A 16,325-nucleotide genomic window follows, 5' to 3' on the forward strand; every position below is an offset into this window, starting at 1 on the left:
ATCAATCAAAACCTCTGCCAAGGCAGAGGTCTCAACGTACATCGCGACATCAAGGGGCATAGAGCTCCATCTGTTTTGGATGTCAAGAATCGCGATCATGACACCCGCCCCTCCTTACCATACGGAGCGCAGCCTTGACGTCTTCGGGGTCGCCCTTGTCCTTGAATCTCTTTAGAAACTCCCTTTGGCGCTTAACCAGCTCCTCACTGGTCATGTCGAAATAGCCCCTCTTGTGAAGGGCCTCCTTAAGCTCCTTAGTCAGTACTCGTTTACGCTCCGTCAATGGGTCTCAACTCCCAAGCTGACTAGAAGTGCCCTCAATTCCTTATCGAAAAGATCAACGGCAGACTTGAGGCATTCAACAGCTTGAGCAACTCTGCATGGATCAATACGCTTCAGTTCAAGACTTATGAAAAACAGATTCTTGTCCTCCGCCAGAGGTTCGATCCGAAAATCCCCCACCCAGGGCTCGGATCTCACGAACATGTGAAATCCTATTGCCTCGACGCCCTTGAAGGCGAGGACACGGCCTCTATCGCCGAGCATTGGGGAGAGGACTGTAGCGGCAGGCTCTTTTCCCTTTGCCGTCGCGACCCAGCTATAGACCATTCCGTTCACGGTTTCCACAAGGCACTTCTCCATGGCCTTCTGAATCCATGGTATGTCTTCAAGCAAGCACAAGCCACTAGCCCCGACTTTCAAAAGAGAGACCTGAGCTGGCGAGAAAACGGCAATTGAGTTGAGCCTCTTCGATCTTCTGGCCAGCATGCCTACCACGGGTGCAGGAATTATCTCGCTGAACTCATCGCCGATTTGTGACAGAATCTCGTCTGACTTTCTCTGGGACAACTCGCCGACGGCAGCGGGGAAATCAACTTTAGCTTGCTTAAAGGTAAACTCCGGCCCGAACATAAGTTCTTCCCCCAATGGTTGATCGGCCATTCTCGGCTTGCCGGAGGGATCCCCCTATGGGAAGCACTGGCCCTTATCGCCTATGACCCGCCCCTGGCGGAAAAATCCTTCTACAACTTGGGCAGGAAATCCTCCAGGTCGTAGTGGTCACCTTCCGTCCGAACCCGCGCGCCCCCCCGGGCACCAACTTGCTGGAGGTGGTGACTTGCCGTATTCCGTAGGGAACGGCCTGCACCGGTCCCTCCAGTCAGCGCCTCGCCGGCTGCCAACTGGCGATGTTCCAAAGCACGCTGAACGGTCCGGGGTCAAGGCCTTTGAGGCCCTTGGGGACGGCGTGGTAGCCGAGGTCACCCCACAGAACGAGCAGCGGCGGGTCGCCGATGAAGGTTTCCTGAAGCTGCAAGTACAGCTTTTGCAGAGCGCCCGCGTCGGTCGTCACGGCCGCCTGAGCCAGCAGACCGTCGACCTTCGCATCGCGGTAGGAGAAGAAGTTGGCCCCGCCGGTCAGGTAACCGTCGGGTTCCACCCCGGGCACGCGGCTCGAGGCGAAGACGTCGGCGACGTCCGGGTCGGGGCCCAGGACGAACCGCCCGAGCATGGCTTCGAAGGCGAAGGGCGGGGCCATCCGGGCGAAGAGGTCGGCCAGGCTCACCGCCTTGACCTCGGCGGCCACGCCAATCTTCCGCCACTGGGCGGCCACTTCCTGAGCGGCCTTGATCCGCGTGGTCGGGCGAGCGGGCGCCGGCTCTTCCGGCGCGAGGAGGGTGAACCGCAGCTGGTGACCGGCCCGGTCGACGAGGCCATCGCCATCGGAGTCCTTCCAGCCGGCCGCAGCCAGGAGAGCCTTGGCCCGGCCGACGTCGGGCGCGACGGATGGGCCTTCGTCAGCCACGTTCGGCCAGACCCCGGGCGGGAAGGGCGAGGCCAGCGGGTAGGCCGCGTCGCGCCGACCGCGGACGCCGGCCAGTCCGGCCGCCTCGAGGACCTTCCGCCGGTCCAGCCCGACGGACAGCGCCTGTCGCACCCGCGAGTCATCGAACAGGCCGACTCCGGCCTTCTGGTTGAAAGCGATGAAGAAGTAGGACGAGCCGCGGAAGGATCGGATCTCGCCGACCCGCTTGAAGCCGCGGTCCGCGGCCGCCTCGTGGAACCGCAGGGTCACCCGACCGAAGGCCGGCGGACCGCCCCAGTAGTTCGGGTTGGCCCGGGCGGTCAGGCTCTGCCCCGGCCGCCATTCCTCGAAGACGTAGGGGCCGGTGCCGACGGGCTTCGCAACTGTCGGGTGAGTCGGCCATTGATCGAAGGGAACTCCCGACAATTGACCCTCGGGCAGGACCGGGAGGGTCAGGCGCCAGGGCAGGAAGGAGTCCGGGGCGGCCGGGGTGAAGCGGACGGTCAGGTCGTCGAGCTTGGCCACCCCCAGCCCGCGCCAGAAGCCGCCGGGGTTGAAGATGAAGTTGGTGTCGGCCAGGGAGGCATAGGTGAAGACGACGTCGTCGGCCGTGAAGCGCCGCCCGTCGCGCCAGATCACTCCGGGGCGCAGCCTGACCGTCCAGGTCCGGCCGCCGTCGGCGGACGACCAGGAGACGGCCAGACCGGGCGCGGGACGACCGGCCCCGTCGACGTTGATCAGCGGCTCATAGAAAAGGCGGGCCGCGTCGGCCCCCCTCTGGTCGCTGAGAATCAGAGGGTTGAGTCCGGCGGGCTCGCCTATGATAGCCAAGGTCAGCGTCGGCGGCTCCTTGGCCTTTCGGCCGAGATAGCCGACGGCCACGCAGGCCGCCGCCGCACCCAAGACGAAGACGGCGGCGACGAGGGCCAGGAGCCTCCGGTGCTTTCTCATCAGCCCAGGTTCACCTCGACCGGCGCCGAGCCTGCTTCAGCTCGCGCCGTAGATGAGCTGGTAGCGTTGGTGAGCCTCGAGGACGCCGCGGACGAACATCCGGGTCTCCCCGAAGGGGATGGCGTCGATCTTGACGTCTCCCGGCTTCAGGCGCTTCTCGGCCACCCAGTTCTGAACGTTGCGGATGCCACCATTGTAAGCGGCCAGGGCCAGGACGGTGTCGCCCCCAAACTCGTCGCGCAAGGTCGAGAAGTACCACGTGCCGATGCGGATGTTCATGTCCGGGTCATTCAGATTCTGAAGGTCGAAGTCATCCAGACCGAGCCGGCCGGCGGCCCAGCTGGCGGTGTCCGGCATGATCTGCATCAGCCCGACGGCGCCCCTCTTCGACACCGCCCGGGGGTTGAACTTGCTCTCCGCCCGGATCAGCGAGGCCACCAGGTAGGGATCGAGGTCGTGGGTGGCCGAATAGGCGTCGATCAGGTCGCGGTACGGGTAGGGATAGGCGAGGCGCCAAACCCACTTGCTGGCCCCCAAGGCCAGCAGGCAGATGGCCACCAAGACAATAAAGAAACCCCGGAAGCGCCCAGGGCGCGACTGTGTCGGAAACATCGGTCCTCCGAAGCCGTCGGGGCGCGCGGCCGCCGGCGGTGGGTCGTCAGGTTGTGGTGGAGCGGCGAGAGACGGGCTGCTAATGCAAGTCTATGCCCACGCGTCGAGGCCAATTCAGCGGACGGTCGGTTTGGTCCGGCGCCCCGGGTGCGGGCGGCGGGGCCTGGTCACTTGCTCCTGGCCACGACCTCGTTCCAGAGGTCGAGGATGGTCGCCTTGGTCTGCTCGAAGTTTCCGGTGTTGTCGATGATCCGGTCGGCGTATCTCTTCTTGACGTCCAGCGGCAGCTGGGCTCGGGTCCGGCTTTCCGCCTCCTGCTCGTTGAAATGGTCGCGGGCCATCAGCCGGTTGATCTGGGTCTGGTGGTCCACGCTGACCACCCAGACCTGGTCGACCATGGCGGCCATCCCGGACTCAATCAGCAGCGGGGCGTCGATGACGGTGATCTGGCCGGACTTCTCGCCCCGGTCCATCTCCTTCTTGATGGCGGCGACGATCCGGGGATGAGTGATGTCGTTGAGCTTCTTGAGGGCGGCCGGTTCGTTGAAGACCTTGCCGCCGAGTCTTCGGCGGTTGATCGTCCGGTCGGGGTTGAGGATGTCCTGGCCGAAGGCCTCGACCAGTTCGCGCCAGGCCGGCGCGCCGGGACGGGTGACCCGCTTGGAGATGTCGTCGGCGTCGATGACCTTGGCCCCGAGCCCGCGCAGGAGCCCCGAAACGGTGCTCTTTCCGCTGGCGATGCCGCCGGTCAAGCCGATCGTGGTCACGCCGGACACCCCCTTCCGCTTTTGGCCGGTTCGTCCCCGAGGGCTCCCTGGTATTCCCGATAATCTATTCTACCTTGGGCTTTTCCTCGAATGGCGGGCCTTTTTTCTATTGTACCGCCATCGCCCCGGACCGTCAATTTCGCCGGACAGGAAGTGGGGGGCCGAGCCCGAATAAATAAGGGCTGGAAAAGACGGATTCGGAGGGGGTGGATGGGTGGGCTCGACCGAACGATCGCGCCAAAGTCGCCGGCGTCCGGCCTTCCTCCGCTTCCTCGAGGGGTGGCGGGACGTGCCTCCGCACATCCGTCCCATCCTTTGGCCCGAGCTGATGTGGGCCATCCCCTACGCCCTCTTCATCCCCTACGCTTCTCTGTACCAGGAGCGCGTTGGACTGTCCCCGGCCCAGATCGGACTCCTCGGCTCGGTGACCTCGACCCTTGGCGTCATCTCCGCCTTTTTCGGGGCCCACCTGGTCGATCGGGTCGGGCGGAAGCGCTCCCTGCTGGTCGCGGACTTCCTCTCCTGGCCGGTAGCCTGCGCCGTCTGGGCTTTCGCCGGCGACTTCCGGTGGTTCCTGGTCGCCGCCGTCCTCAACGGCGTCGGCAGCATTGCCTTCATCGCCTGGAGTTGTCTTCTGGTCGAGGACACCGCCGAGGCCGAGCGTTTCCCCATCTTCTCCTGGCTTCAGGTGATCCAGCTCGGCGCCGGCCTGTTCGTACCCCTCGCCGCGCCGGTCATCGCCCATCTGGGCGTGGTCTCGGGGACCCGCCTCCTCTACCTCTTCGCCATTCCGAACATGGCGGCGATGATGTTCATCCGCGACCGCCTGACTCGCGAGTCCAGCATCGGCCTGGCCCGGATGAGCCATGCCCGGGCCATCAACTGGCGGCAGGTGGCCTCGGAGTACCGGCGGGCGACCCGTTTCATCGTCGGCCACCCGGAGTATCGGGCCCTCTTCGTCGCCTCGCTGTCCTTCAACCTCAGCGCCGTGGTCTCGTCACTCTACGTCGGCCTCTACTACGCCGACCACCTGCTGGTGGCACCGGCGGTCATCTCGGTCTTCCCGACGGTCACCGCCGCCGTGATGCTGGCCTCGACCATCTGGCTCCTGCCGAGCCTGGACGAGGGCCTGGCCAGACGGAACCTCTCGGTCGGGTCGATGCTCGTCCTGACCGGCCTGGTCACCCTGATTTCCACGCCGACCCGCGGGCTGGGTTGGGTCGTCCTCTCGGTGACCCTCTCGGCCGCGGGCAACGGTCTGGTCAACCCGTTCTACAACGTCATCCTCAACGGACTCATCGAGGATGCCGACCGGGCCACCGTCCTGTCGGCTACGTTCGTGATCCGGACCCTGCTGCTGACCCCGGTCGGGGCGGTCGCCGGCTTCCTCTTCTCGCTGAGCCCAAGGCTGCCGTTCATCGGCGCGGCCGGCCTCATCGCCTTGGGGATCGCAGTCTATCTGCCGTTCGCCTTCGGGAGGGGGGCGGCGAGGGGATCTGCGGCGGCCGAGTAGTCGACGCGAAAAGATCGCCGCCACCTCGCGGTGCGGCGATCCCTTTGACAGCTCATCTTGTGCGCTTGATTTCTCTCCGTCGGCGGCCGGGTCAGGCTGCCGTTTTCGCTTTTGCCCTGGATTGACTCAGCCGTCCACCAACGTGCCCTTGAGTTTGGCCATGGCTGATTCACCCAACTCGCGCTCGGTGATCACTTCGAGCCGCCACTTGCCTCCTGTGGGCTTGATGCCGAACTCGCCGGTCAGGCCCATCTTCTGGGTCAGCCGTTGGTACTCCTCGCGGACGTCGCTTTCCTTTTCGAACTCAAGGGCGAATGAGCGCAAGTTCAGTCCGTCCCTCCTCGACCTGCCGGGTTAGGTCTCTGTTCATGACCATCCACTAACAACCTAATTATACCATCATTTGCTTCTTTCGAACAGTCGTTCTGGAGACATTTTTTCGCGGAGCGGTGCGCCTTTGGCGGCCTGGGGCCTTCTGGCAATTGGGGCAGAAGTGCGTGCTGCGCCCACCCAAGACGATCCGTTCGATGGGGGTGCCGCAGCGGAGGCACTTTTCACCGGTCCGCCCGTAGGCTTTCAGCATGGCGGCGAACTCTCCGCGGCGCCCCTCGCCGTCGACGTAGGTGGCGATGGTTGTCCCGCGATGGGCGACGGCCTCGGCGATGATTTCCTGAATGGCCTCGTAGAGGGCGCGGACCTCACGCGGCTTGAGTCCCGCGGCCGGCCGCTCCGGGTGGAGACCGGCCCGGAAGAGGCACTCGTCGGCGTAGATGTTGCCGAGGCCGGCGATGAAGGACTGGTCCAGGAGGAGCGGCTTGATCCTGGTCTTCCGCCGGGCCAGGCCCACCCGCAAGTAATCGTAGGTGAAGTCGGGGCTGAGCGGTTCGGGGCCGAGACCGGCCAGGCCCTTCAGCTTCGGGTGGGCGGCGTAACCGGCGCGGTCGCGGATCCCCGGGACCCACGAGACCCGGCCGAAGTGGCGGAGGTCGATGTGGCGGAGTTCGAGGCCGCCCGCGAGGTGGAAGACGACGTGGGTGTGCTTCTCCAGCTTGGGTTCGAGGACCTCGCCGGCCCGGCAGACCAAGAGGCGCCCGGCCATCTTGAGGTGGATGACGATCTCGCCCGCGGCCTCGCTCAGCCGCAAGATCAGGTACTTCCCGCGCCGATCGACCTCGGCCAGCCGCCGGCCGGTCACCCGGGCGGCGAACTCGGCCGGGGTCAGGGGCTCGACGAACTTGTCCCGCCTGACCTCGACCCGGGTGATGAGCCGGCCGGCGGCACGGTCGGCGACGGTTCGACGAATAGTCTCTACTTCGGGCAGCTCCGGCAAGGGCGTCAGTCGCTCCTCTTCAGTCAATGTCCTCGACGTCGTACCAGTTGGGCCCGGCCTTGAGATCGACCTTCAGGGGCACGGCCAGGGTGTAGGCGCTCTCCATCGCCTCGCGGACAAGGTCGACCATCTCGTCCATCTCGTCCTTGGGGACCTCGAGGATGAGTTCGTCATGAACCTGAAGGATCAGCTTCGACCGGACCCGCAACTCCTCGAGCCGCCGGAAGAGTTCGATCATCGCCAGCTTGATGATGTCGGCCGCGCTCCCCTGGATGGGAGTGTTCATCGCCGTCCGTTCGGCGAAGGACCGTAGATTGTGGTTCCGCGAGTTGATGTCGGGAAGGTAACGCCGCCGGCCGAGGACGGTGGTGACGTAACCCTTGTCGTGGGCCTCGGCCACGGTGTGATCCATGTAGGCTCGGACCCCGCCGTAGCGGGCGAAGTAGTTCTCGATGTAAGCCTTGGCGTCGCGGCGGGCCACGCCGGTGTTGCGGGACAGCCCGTAGTCGCTGATCCCGTAGACGATCCCGAAGTTGACCGCCTTGGCCCGGTCGCGGAGGTCGGACGAAACCTCGCCCATCGGCAGGCCGAAGATCTCCGAGGCCGTCCGGCGGTGGATGTCCTCGCCCTTCGAGAAGGCGTCCCGGAGGACCTCGTCGCCGGAAAGGTGGGCCAGCACCCGCAATTCAATCTGGGAGTAGTCGGCGGCCAGGATGAACCAGCCGGGTTCGGTCGGGACGAAGACCTTACGGATCTTTCGGCCGAGCTCCTCCCGGACCGGGATGTTCTGCAGGTTCGGGTCGCTCGAGGAGAGTCGGCCGGTGGCCGTGACCATCTGGTTGAAGCTGGTGTGGATCCGCTTGGTGTCCGGGTTGACCAGGGTTCGCAGGCCGTCGATGTAGGTCCCCTTGAGCTTGGTCAGGGTCCGGTGCTCGAGGACCTTGGCCACGATGGGATGCTCCTCGGCCAAGGCCTCGAGGGCCTCGACGTCGGTGGACGGTTGACCCTTGGGGGTCTTCTTGACCGCGGGGAGCCGCAGCGTCTCGAAGAGGACGCGGCCGAGCTGCTGAGTGGAGTTGATGTTGAACTCCTCGCCGGCGAGGTGGCAGATGTCCCTGGTCAGATGATCGAGGGACAGCCCGAACTCCACCGACATCTGGTCGAGGCCGGGGATGTCGAGGCCGACGCCGGTCAGCTCCATCTCGGCGAGGACGCGGAGGAGGGGCATCTCGACGGTCTCGAAGAGGTCGATCAGGCCGTCCCGCTCAAGCCCGGCGCGGAGGATCGGGCCCAGGCGGCGGACGACCTCGGCCCGGACGCAGTAGGCCTTGGTCTCGTCGGCTTCGCTCCAGGCGGCGGAGGCCGCGCCGGACGCCGAGGCCCCGGCCCCCTTGGGCGGATCCAGCGGCGGTAGATCGACCCCGAAGTGCTCTTTGGCCAGACTCTCGAGGTTGTAGTTGCCGCGGGTGGCATCGATGAGGTAGGCCGCCAAGGCCGTATCGAAAGCCAACCCCGCGGGTTGGTAGCCGGCTCGGCGCAAGAGGATGTGGGCGGTCTTCAGGTCGTGGCCGCGCTTGGCCACGGCCCCGTTCTCGAAGGTCTTGGCCAGGACCGGAGGGATGACCTCCTGACCGGCGAAGAGCCCGTCGGTGTCGAGCCTGGCGACGTGATAGGCGGCATCGTCGAAGGCCAGACCGATCCCCTTGGGACGGGCCTCGGTGGGGCGGCGGGCATCGGTCGCCATGAAGAAGTCGAAGCCGCGTGCGGCGGTCATCCGCTTGACCGCCGCCGGCAGGTCGGCCGAGGTGCTTCGTTTGACCTCGGCGGGAAGGAGGGATTGAGCGGCGACGACCGGCGCGACGGTCACGTCGCCCGAGGCTGACCCGGCCTTCATCCCGGCCATCTTCTCCAGCCGCGTGACCAGGGTCCTGAACTCCAGCCGACGGCAGAACTCGACCAGCGCCCCGTAGTCCGGCACCTGGCGGGCCAGCGCGGCCAGGTCGGCTTCGACCGGCACGTCCCGGTCGATGGTCGCCAGGCGCTTCGACAGCTCGGCCTGCCCGGCGTAGGTCGTCAAGGACTCCTTCAACTTCGGGCCGGAGACCTTGTCGGCGTTCTTGAGGACCTCCTCCAGGCTGCCGAACTCGGCCACCAGCTTGGTCGCCGTCTTCTCGCCGACCCCCGGGATGCCCGGGATGTTGTCGGAGGTGTCGCCCATCAGCCCCTTGACGTCGACGAACTGGTCGGGCCGGACCCCGTAGCGCTCGGCCACCCCGGCTTCGTCGAAGATCTTGGTCTCGGTGATCCCCCTGAGGGTCAGGATGGCCTTGGTCTTGGGTCCGACGAGCTGCAGGGCGTCGCGGTCGCCGGTGAAGATGAGGGTCTCCAGGCCGCCGGACTCGGCGCGCTTGGCCAGGGTCCCCAGGATGTCATCGGCCTCGTAACCATCGAGCTCGAGGATGGCAATGTTGAAGGCCCGTAGGATGTCCTTGAGGATGGGAATCTGGACCCGGAGGTCTTCGGGGGCACCGGTGCGGTTGGCCTTGTACTGGTCATAGGCCTGATGGCGGAAGGTCGGGGCGCTCTTGTCGAAAGCCACCGCCAGGTACTCCGGGTTCTCCTCGTCCAGGAGGCGGAGGAGCATGGTCAGAAAGCCGTAGATGCCTCCGGTCGGTGTCCCCTCGGCGGTGGTCAGCGAGGGGAGGGCGAAGAAGGCGCGGTTGACAAGGCTGTTGCCGTCGATGAAGACGGCCTTGGGCGACTTGTCCGGTCTGGTCTCGGTCAGGGGTTTGGTCTCGGTCAGGGGTTTGGTCTCGGTCAAGGGTTTGGTCTCGGTCAAGCGGGCTCACTCCTCGGCCCGGCCGCCGGGCCCGGGCCGCCTCCACTATTCACCGCCGCGGGTCGAAAACCTGCCTGGCTTTAGCTTCCCCATTTACCGCCCTTTGGGACCGTGACGTACCATGGAAGCGGCGGCCCAGCTGAGCCTGGCCGCCGACATCGAGCACATCACCGACGTGCGGGTCATCGCCGCCCACGGGGTGATGAGCCCGCCGGCCCTGGTCGTCCGAGGCCAGGTGTGGGCTCGTCACCGGACCCCCGCCCCCGGCCCAAGCCTGAGCCACGGTCGGAACAGCGGGTGCTCGGTGGCGACGTTGTATAACGGCAATAGGCCCTGTGCGATCAACTCGCGATTGACCACGAAGACCAGAAACAACAGGAGTTGCCAGAGGTATCGGGGGGCCCCGAAACCGGCGGCGAGGCCGTGGCGGTCGGCCACCGGGGTGACAAATTCGACCTCCAGCCCGAAGGGACGGACGTGGAACGCCCCATACTCATGGAAAGCCGTGGCCGCCATGGCGTGGGCGCCTTCGTGGATAACGGCGAAGACGATGATGGCCGCAAGTAGGGTCAGGTACCTCCGCATTGCGCGCCGCCTCCTTTCGGTCCCCCCGGCCACCCTGGACCGGTGGGTCCGCGGTCTTCATTTGACCGCGCTGGCCCGGTTTTCCTTCCTGCCTCTTGACACCAAAATGGGGCGCCGCCAAAGGGCACCCCACCGGATCGACTCCAAAGGGCCTGCCGCGGACCTCAGAAGTCGAAGTCGGCCCTGATCCGCACGGTCACCATGATCGTCCCGTCGGGGTTCAACGGCGGGAGGGCCGTCCGCCAGGCGATCGGATAGGCATCGGGGGATAGGGCTCCGGATCCGCCGACGCTCGAGGAGACGGTCCCCCCGGTGGCGCTGCCCTGCCAGGTCCCCTGCTCGGAAAGGGAGGCCCCGTCCAGCGGCTGCGGCCCGAAAAAGGCTCCGGGCGGTTCGATGGCCACCGACCGCACCCCGCGGATCTTGAACCCACCGGCCTGGGCAGTCGTTTCGGCCTGTCCGCGGGCCGTCCTCATGGCCTTTTCGGTGGCCCACTGGATGACCTTGTCCTCATCGCGGAGGACATACCGGACCGGGACCGCCCAGGCTCCGAGGGACCCGGCCACGTCGATGGCCTTGAGGGCCAACTTGGAATCGAGTCCCCCGATCACGATACGCTCAAAGAGCCTGGACTGCGACGGCTCGGGGAGACCGGAGACGGACGGCGCCCCACCGGCGGCGACCGAAGTGAAACGGATGTCCATCTGGAATTGACCTTCGGTCAGCCCGGCCTTGGTCAGGGCCTCGCGCATGGCCTTATCTGCTTTCTGAAGCGCGGCCTGGGCCTCGGTGCCGTTCTTGCCCGTCCCCCACAGCTCGACGACCAGGTCCACGCCAGTCGGAGTGACCGCCACGGAGCCCTGTGCGTAAACGTTGACCGCCTTCGTCCGGTCGGGGGTCGGTTGGGTGACCCCAGCCGCCTGAGGCGGCCGCCCCGCAAAAATACCGATGGCCAACGCTACTGCCAGCAGCGTGGCCACAACCACGTGGAATGGTTTGATTTCCAACCTAGACCCTCCCCCGGACCCTCGCCGGTCTCATGCGGGTGTAGATGACGTAGGCGACCCACAGGATGGCCAGGATGATCAGGACGGGCGCCGCTCCGCCCAGGGATCGGGCGGTTCGCACAGCCAGCACGCCGAGCCCGCGCGAAGTCAGCATGAAGGCTTGTCCCGCCTCCTTGCCGGCGCTCAACCCGGCCGAGCTGTTGGTCGCGGGAGCCGCCCCGGTGGTGACCGGGGCTTGGATGAGATCGATGGCGATGGCGGAGTAGGCGGCGGTCTCCTTGATGGCGTTGATCCGGCCCTGAAGGAGCTCGATCTTGGCCCTGACCGCGGCCAGTTCGTTCTCGAGGCGGATGATCTCATCGACGCCCTTGGTCTTGGCGACGATCTCCAGGTAGCGGCTCTCTTGCTGCTTCAGGACCTTGAGCCGGGCCTCGGCGTCGGTGTAGTCAGGGACGATGTCCCGACCGTTGATGCTCTTGGCCTTGAGCGTTCCAAGCTTCTCCACCTGAGCCAGAACGTCGAGGAGGGTCTCGGCCGGCACCTTGATGGTCAGGGTGCCGTGCTTCAGCCCGGTCTGGTCAGTGTAGGTGTTCGAGCTCTCGACGTAGCCGGCGCCCTGGCCGTTGTCCCGCTCGGCCAGTTGGCTGACCTTGGCCACGGCCTCGTCGACATTGCGCACTTCAACCTGGAGGGAGGCCCGCTTGCCAACCTTCTGCGGAAGGACGGCCATGATGTCCTGGTCGATGGCCGGCCCGCCCAGCGACCCGCCGAGCCCGGTCCCGCCGAACCCGCCGGTCTCCGGACCGGAGCCGGCTCCCTCATTCCCCGTTCCGGTAGTCCCCCCGGACGTAGGTGCGGCGGCCTTGATACCGGTCCCGGTGCCGCGGCTGACATCGGTGGCTACGACCTGCCCGCCATCCTGGTTGCCAGTCCCGCCGGTGGTAGCGGTCCCGCCGGAGCCGGCGTTCGGGGTGACGCCCGTGAGACCCATCTGGCGCTCACCGTTTCCGGCCTTATCGGCCACGGTGATGCCGTCCTTCGTCTGGCCGCCCCCGGCGCCCTGATCGGTGACCCCCTGAGCATTACCCCCGGAGGTTCCTGAGAGGAGACCCTTCTCCCCGTCGGGCAGCTTGCCCTTGGGGTCGGCGAGACCGGGCGCGGTCGGCTGGTTCATGTCCGAGTTTTGCCCGACCGCGACCGTGGTCGGCTTGGACAGTCCGAGCCAGGCCAGGGCAGCGGGGCTCTGGATGGCCGTGCCCACCCCGACCGCCAGGGCCAGGGTGGCGGCGACGGCGACGGCCCCGCGATAGGTCACCAGGGCCCGCCCGAAGCGGGCAAAGAAACCCCGACGCTCCCGGCGCTGCTCAGCCAGGATCCGGCGGCGGAGCTTCGCCCGAAAGTCGGGGGGTGGCTCGACTTCGTCAAGTTGCTGAACAAGGGCCAGCGTGGTCCGGAGGGCGGCGACTTCGGAGGCGCATTCGTGGCAACGACGCAGGTGTTCCTCGACCCAGGATCGCTCGTCCAGGTCGAGAGTTCCGTCGATATAGCCTGACAGCAGCTCTCTTACATCGTCACAGCGCACCGCCGTGCCCTCCTTTCGCTACGCTTCGCCCGCCTGTGTAGACGACGTTCGGAGAAAAAAGTTCCAGGGCGGAAAGTTTCTCTTTGAGGGCGAATCGGGCTCGGTTCAGACGGGATTTGACCGTCCCCAGGGAGCAGTCCAGGGCTTCGGCGATCTCCTGGTAGGACAGCCCCTGGAGGTCCCGGAGGACGATGACCATCCGGTATTCCTCGGTGAGCTGCTCGATTCCCGCCTGGACGACCTCGCGGATCTCGGTCCGCTCGGCCAGTTCATCGGGAGGCGGCGCCGGATCGGGCACTTGTCGCTGCATGACCTCGCCCTTGTCGCCGGCGACCGGCTCGTCCAGCGAGACCGTCGGTCGGCGCCCGCGTTGCCGGAGTTCATCGAGGCAGACGTTGGAAACGACGCGGTAAAGCCAGGTGGAGAAACTGGACTGGCCGCGGAAGTCCTTGAGCGACTGGAAGACCCTCAGGAAGGCTTCCTGCGAAAGGTCGCTCGCGTCCTCGTGGTTGCCGCTCATTCGATAGGCGAGGTTGTAGACTTTCTTCTCAAACAGACGAACCAGGTTGTCAAAGGCGTCCACGTCGCCTCGTTGGCATCGATGAATCAGTTCGGACTCGTCCACACCCCGCCTCCTTTCCACGGTCGCTTCAGCCCGCGGTGCGGGCCAGAGAGCTCAGGACGTGCAACTTTGATTAAATTCAACATGATGATACCATGTCCTCCGTTTTGGAGCATCAAAAACTTGGCATACCCGGCCGAAGCGGAAGATGCAAAGCCGCCGGAGCGGGCGCGGGCCCGTCCCGGCGGCCTTCATTTCCCGGGCTGCGGAGCCTAGTGGGCAGGGACAAGGGTCAGACGCAGTCGGGCCAGGTCGGCGGCCACCAGCCAACCGGCCTTCTCAGCGGCCGGCCCGAGGGCGACGTACGGCTCGTAGTCATGGATGGCGCCCGGCAACGCTTCTCCGACGGCCAGCACCGCGCCGAGATTGAAATCCCAATTGGCGCGAAGGCCCAGATCGCTCATGGCCACCCGCAGGGGAATGAGGAAGTCTCCGGCGAAGGGCACTACCTGACGGGTCAGGAGCCGGTCGCCAAGGTAGAGGGCCAGGGTCGAGAGGTCCAAACGGCCGTCTTCACCCATTTCCCCAGCCACGGGGAAGCCGAAGACGGAGGATAGGTCGGCGACCTTGACCCGCCAGCGGCCATCCGCGTCCGGGGCCCCGGGGGCCCGGCCCCCGTCCAAAGTCATTTTTCCGGCCTTGTCGAGGCCGACCTCGTGGTCGAAGGCCTCGGCCAGCGGCCCCAGGAGGACCCAGTCGCCGCCATCGTCGCGGCGATAGCCCCCGGGCAGCGTTCGGCCGTTCAGGGAGGCCGGCCGCCCCAGGGGTATCTCGACGGTCGTCTCGGTCGAGGCTTCGAGGGCCTCGGCCAGTTCCTCGGGGGAGACCGCGCCGGCGCGTCCGAACCGGGCCAGCTTCTCGAGGACCGATGGGAGGGTCTCCGGACCATAGTGGTAGAGGTCGGACCAGATGATCAGGGTATCCTCGCCGGTGGCCTGGTCATGGACGAACTCGATTTGATCGTAGACTATCTCGACCGGCGTGCCCAGGCGGACCCGCTCGAAGAGTTCCTCGGCCTCGGAGTTGACCAGCCGGACGCACCCGCCCGAACACGGCGAGCCGATGGTCCACGGCACGTTGGTCCCGTGGACCCCGTAACCGGTCCGCCCGAGGCCGATCCAGCGGGTGCCGAGCGGATTGGCCGGGCCGGGCGGCACGGGCTTGCGGCCGGTCGGGTACCAGGTCGGGTCAAGCACCTTGACGGCCACCTTGAACTGGCCCACCGGGGTCTCCTCGAAGTTCCGGCCGATCCCCACCTTGTACCGCTTGACCAGCTTGCCGTCTTCATAGTAGAAAAGGCTGGTCGAAGGGAGGTTCAACCGAATGTACTGGCCTTTCGGTGGAGGGGTTTCGCGGGACGGAGCCACTTGCGGGGGCGAGGCCGTGGGCTCCCCGGCTGCGAGGCCCGGGGCGGCCTTGACAATGGCGCCTTGGAGCGGAGAGAAAGGGGCCGTCAGACAGACGATGAAAACAAAAAAGACCAGTGCGCAGAGGAAGCGCCTGCTGCCCTCAGCCCACCCCACGTCGCCAGCTCCCTTCCGGCCACAGCCGGGGACAGTATATGCTGGTGGGGGTGGGGTATGCCCGGGTCACCAAGGCTTGCCCTGCTAGATAGGGGTCTGGCGGGACACTTGGCGAGGAAGTCGGCGCTGCCTCCGCCCGATCAGTTGTGCTATAATGCCAAGTGGAACGAATCTCTGTCCGGAGATGAGAGCATGGCCGACCGTCGGCCCACCACCATCCTCTGTGACTCCTGTTGCGATCTCCCCCGCGGACTTCTCGAGGCCCGGAAGATCAAGCTGATCCCGCTGACCGTGATCTTCGACACCGAAGAGTACAAGGACGGCGTGGACATCTCGCCGCCGGAATTCTATGCGCGAGTACGGCGTGACGGGGCCATCCCGCACACGTCGCAGATCACGGTCCCAGAGTACAGTGACTTCTTCGGGCGGGCCGTGGCTGAAGACGGGGAGGCCGTCTACATCGGGCTCAGCTCCGGCCTGAGCGGCTCATTGAACAACGCGGTGGCCGCCGCCGGGCTCCCCGAACTCAACGGCCGGGTGCGCGTCGTCGACAGCCTGGGGGCTTCGGTCGGCCTGGGATTGATCGTCCTGAAGGCGGCCGACCTGGCGGAGGCCGGTTCCTCGGCGGCCGAAATCGCCGCCGAGCTCGGGTACCATCGGGCGACTGTGAGTCACCTCTTCATCCTCGACACCCTTGAGTTCGCCCGCAAGACCCTGGCCAAAGTCCAGGGGCGGCGCAAGGCCGTCGGCCGGCTGTTCGAGGAGATGGAACGGCTCGGCGCCAACCCGGCCGGGCGCCGCGTCGGCGTCAACCATGCCGACGACCCGGAGACGGCCGCCGCTCTGGTCGAACGCTTCAAGTCGCAATATCGCGCCGGCGAGGTCGTGGTCGGCGAAATCGGTCCGACCGTCGGTTCGCACGTCGGCCCCGGCTGCGTCTCGATCTTCTTCGAAGGGCCGGTCAACCGCGGCTACTAGATCCTCGCGCGACCGGCCGGCCTGTAACAGGTCGACCCGCTCGACTTGAACGACCTGACGCCATGTGTTAAAATGGCATATGCCAACAGAATAGCGATTTTCATCACGCCGAAGTGGTGGAATTGGCAGACACGCACGACTCAAAATCGTGTGGGAGTGATCCCATGTCGGTTCAAGTCCGACCTTCGGCACAGACACCCACCGTACAAGGT

At 66.0% G+C, this 16,325-nt stretch carries 15 protein-coding genes, 1 tRNA gene and 1 pseudogene; 4 read left to right on the plus strand and 13 right to left on the minus strand.

Going from position 1 to position 16,325, the window contains the following annotated elements; genetic code table 11:
- Positions 1–82 precede the first annotated feature (82 nt).
- The 5 genes from VGL40_07870 to coaE all read right to left on the minus strand — a co-directional run bounded on the left by VGL40_07870 (position 83) and on the right by coaE (position 4,134).
- On the minus strand, positions 83–283 hold the full coding sequence (locus tag VGL40_07870) for a hypothetical protein (protein ID HEY3315173.1): 201 nt from the start codon (positions 281–283) through the stop codon (positions 83–85).
- Positions 280–912 (minus strand): hypothetical protein, encoded by a 633-nt coding sequence (locus VGL40_07875; GenBank protein HEY3315174.1) that lies wholly within the window; start codon positions 910–912, stop codon positions 280–282. Before VGL40_07875 ends, VGL40_07870 begins: the two co-directional genes overlap by 4 nt.
- A gap of 247 nt (positions 913–1,159) precedes the next feature.
- A complete protein-coding gene (locus VGL40_07880) occupies positions 1,160–2,755 on the minus strand; it encodes a peptide ABC transporter substrate-binding protein (protein HEY3315175.1) in 1,596 nt (531 codons plus the stop codon).
- A gap of 36 nt (positions 2,756–2,791) precedes the next feature.
- The gene (locus VGL40_07885; GenBank protein HEY3315176.1) at positions 2,792–3,313 is read right to left on the minus strand and encodes a lytic transglycosylase domain-containing protein; all 522 of its coding nucleotides are present in this window, start codon (positions 3,311–3,313) and stop codon (positions 2,792–2,794) included.
- A 221-nt stretch (positions 3,314–3,534) separates the two neighbouring features.
- On the minus strand, positions 3,535–4,134 hold the full coding sequence (gene coaE, locus VGL40_07890) for a dephospho-CoA kinase (protein HEY3315177.1): 600 nt from the start codon (positions 4,132–4,134) through the stop codon (positions 3,535–3,537).
- A 214-nt stretch (positions 4,135–4,348) separates the two neighbouring features.
- Between coaE and VGL40_07895 the strand changes: the two genes are divergently transcribed.
- Positions 4,349–5,647 (plus strand): MFS transporter, encoded by a 1,299-nt coding sequence (locus tag VGL40_07895; protein HEY3315178.1) that lies wholly within the window; start codon positions 4,349–4,351, stop codon positions 5,645–5,647.
- A 126-nt stretch (positions 5,648–5,773) separates the two neighbouring features.
- On the opposite strand, the gene VGL40_07900 is transcribed toward VGL40_07895, so the two are convergent.
- The 3 genes from VGL40_07900 to polA form a co-directional block, all read right to left on the minus strand.
- Positions 5,774–5,971: a hypothetical protein gene (locus VGL40_07900; protein ID HEY3315179.1), complete on the minus strand. Its 198-nt coding sequence runs from the start codon at positions 5,969–5,971 to the stop codon at positions 5,774–5,776.
- A gap of 67 nt (positions 5,972–6,038) precedes the next feature.
- The gene (mutM, locus tag VGL40_07905) at positions 6,039–6,977 is read right to left on the minus strand and encodes a bifunctional DNA-formamidopyrimidine glycosylase/DNA-(apurinic or apyrimidinic site) lyase (GenBank protein ID HEY3315180.1); all 939 of its coding nucleotides are present in this window, start codon (positions 6,975–6,977) and stop codon (positions 6,039–6,041) included.
- A 19-nt stretch (positions 6,978–6,996) separates the two neighbouring features.
- Positions 6,997–9,816, minus strand: coding sequence for a DNA polymerase I (polA, locus tag VGL40_07910; GenBank protein ID HEY3315181.1), 2,820 nt, complete (start codon positions 9,814–9,816; stop codon positions 6,997–6,999).
- Positions 9,817–9,937: 121 nt separating this feature from the next.
- On the opposite strand from polA, the pseudogene VGL40_07915 reads away from it, so the two are divergent.
- Positions 9,938–10,042, plus strand: a pseudogene (locus VGL40_07915) (thioredoxin family protein).
- A gap of 20 nt (positions 10,043–10,062) precedes the next feature.
- On the opposite strand, the gene VGL40_07920 reads toward VGL40_07915, so the two are convergent.
- The 5 genes from VGL40_07920 to VGL40_07940 all read right to left on the minus strand — a co-directional run bounded on the left by VGL40_07920 (position 10,063) and on the right by VGL40_07940 (position 14,931).
- Complete coding sequence (locus VGL40_07920) at positions 10,063–10,401, minus strand: hypothetical protein (GenBank protein HEY3315182.1); 339 nt, start codon at positions 10,399–10,401, stop codon at positions 10,063–10,065.
- A 164-nt stretch (positions 10,402–10,565) separates the two neighbouring features.
- A complete protein-coding gene (locus VGL40_07925) occupies positions 10,566–11,408 on the minus strand; it encodes an SIMPL domain-containing protein (GenBank protein ID HEY3315183.1) in 843 nt (280 codons plus the stop codon).
- 1 nt (position 11,409) lies between these two features.
- Positions 11,410–12,990, minus strand: coding sequence for a DUF4349 domain-containing protein (locus VGL40_07930; GenBank protein HEY3315184.1), 1,581 nt, complete (start codon positions 12,988–12,990; stop codon positions 11,410–11,412).
- Positions 12,980–13,615 (minus strand): sigma-70 family RNA polymerase sigma factor, encoded by a 636-nt coding sequence (locus VGL40_07935; protein HEY3315185.1) that lies wholly within the window; start codon positions 13,613–13,615, stop codon positions 12,980–12,982. Before VGL40_07935 ends, VGL40_07930 begins: the two co-directional genes overlap by 11 nt.
- A gap of 209 nt (positions 13,616–13,824) precedes the next feature.
- A complete protein-coding gene (locus VGL40_07940; GenBank protein HEY3315186.1) occupies positions 13,825–14,931 on the minus strand; it encodes a L,D-transpeptidase in 1,107 nt (368 codons plus the stop codon).
- A gap of 396 nt (positions 14,932–15,327) precedes the next feature.
- Between VGL40_07940 and VGL40_07945 the strand changes: the two genes are divergently transcribed.
- Entirely contained in the window at positions 15,328–16,113 is a 786-nt protein-coding gene (locus VGL40_07945; GenBank protein HEY3315187.1) for a DegV family protein, read from the plus strand.
- A gap of 107 nt (positions 16,114–16,220) precedes the next feature.
- A tRNA-Leu gene (locus tag VGL40_07950) sits at positions 16,221–16,304 on the plus strand.
- Positions 16,305–16,325 lie beyond the last annotated feature (21 nt).

It is taken from the genome of Bacillota bacterium (assembly GCA_036504675.1).
Lineage (GTDB): Bacteria > Bacillota > Sulfobacillia > JAJYWN01 > JAJZPE01 > DASXUT01.

What these genes read in the sequence shown, in the direction of transcription:
- VGL40_07880 (HEY3315175.1), bottom strand. Translation starts at nt 2,755, where the DNA reads ATGAGAAAGCACCGGAGGCTCCTGGCCCTCGTCGCCGCCGTCTTCGTC.
- VGL40_07875 (HEY3315174.1), bottom strand. Translation starts at nt 912, where the DNA reads ATGTTCGGGCCGGAGTTTACCTTTAAGCAAGCTAAAGTTGATTTCCCC.
- VGL40_07920 (HEY3315182.1), bottom strand. Translation starts at nt 10,401, where the DNA reads ATGCGGAGGTACCTGACCCTACTTGCGGCCATCATCGTCTTCGCCGTT.
- VGL40_07945 (HEY3315187.1), top strand. Translation starts at nt 15,328, where the DNA reads ATGGCCGACCGTCGGCCCACCACCATCCTCTGTGACTCCTGTTGCGAT.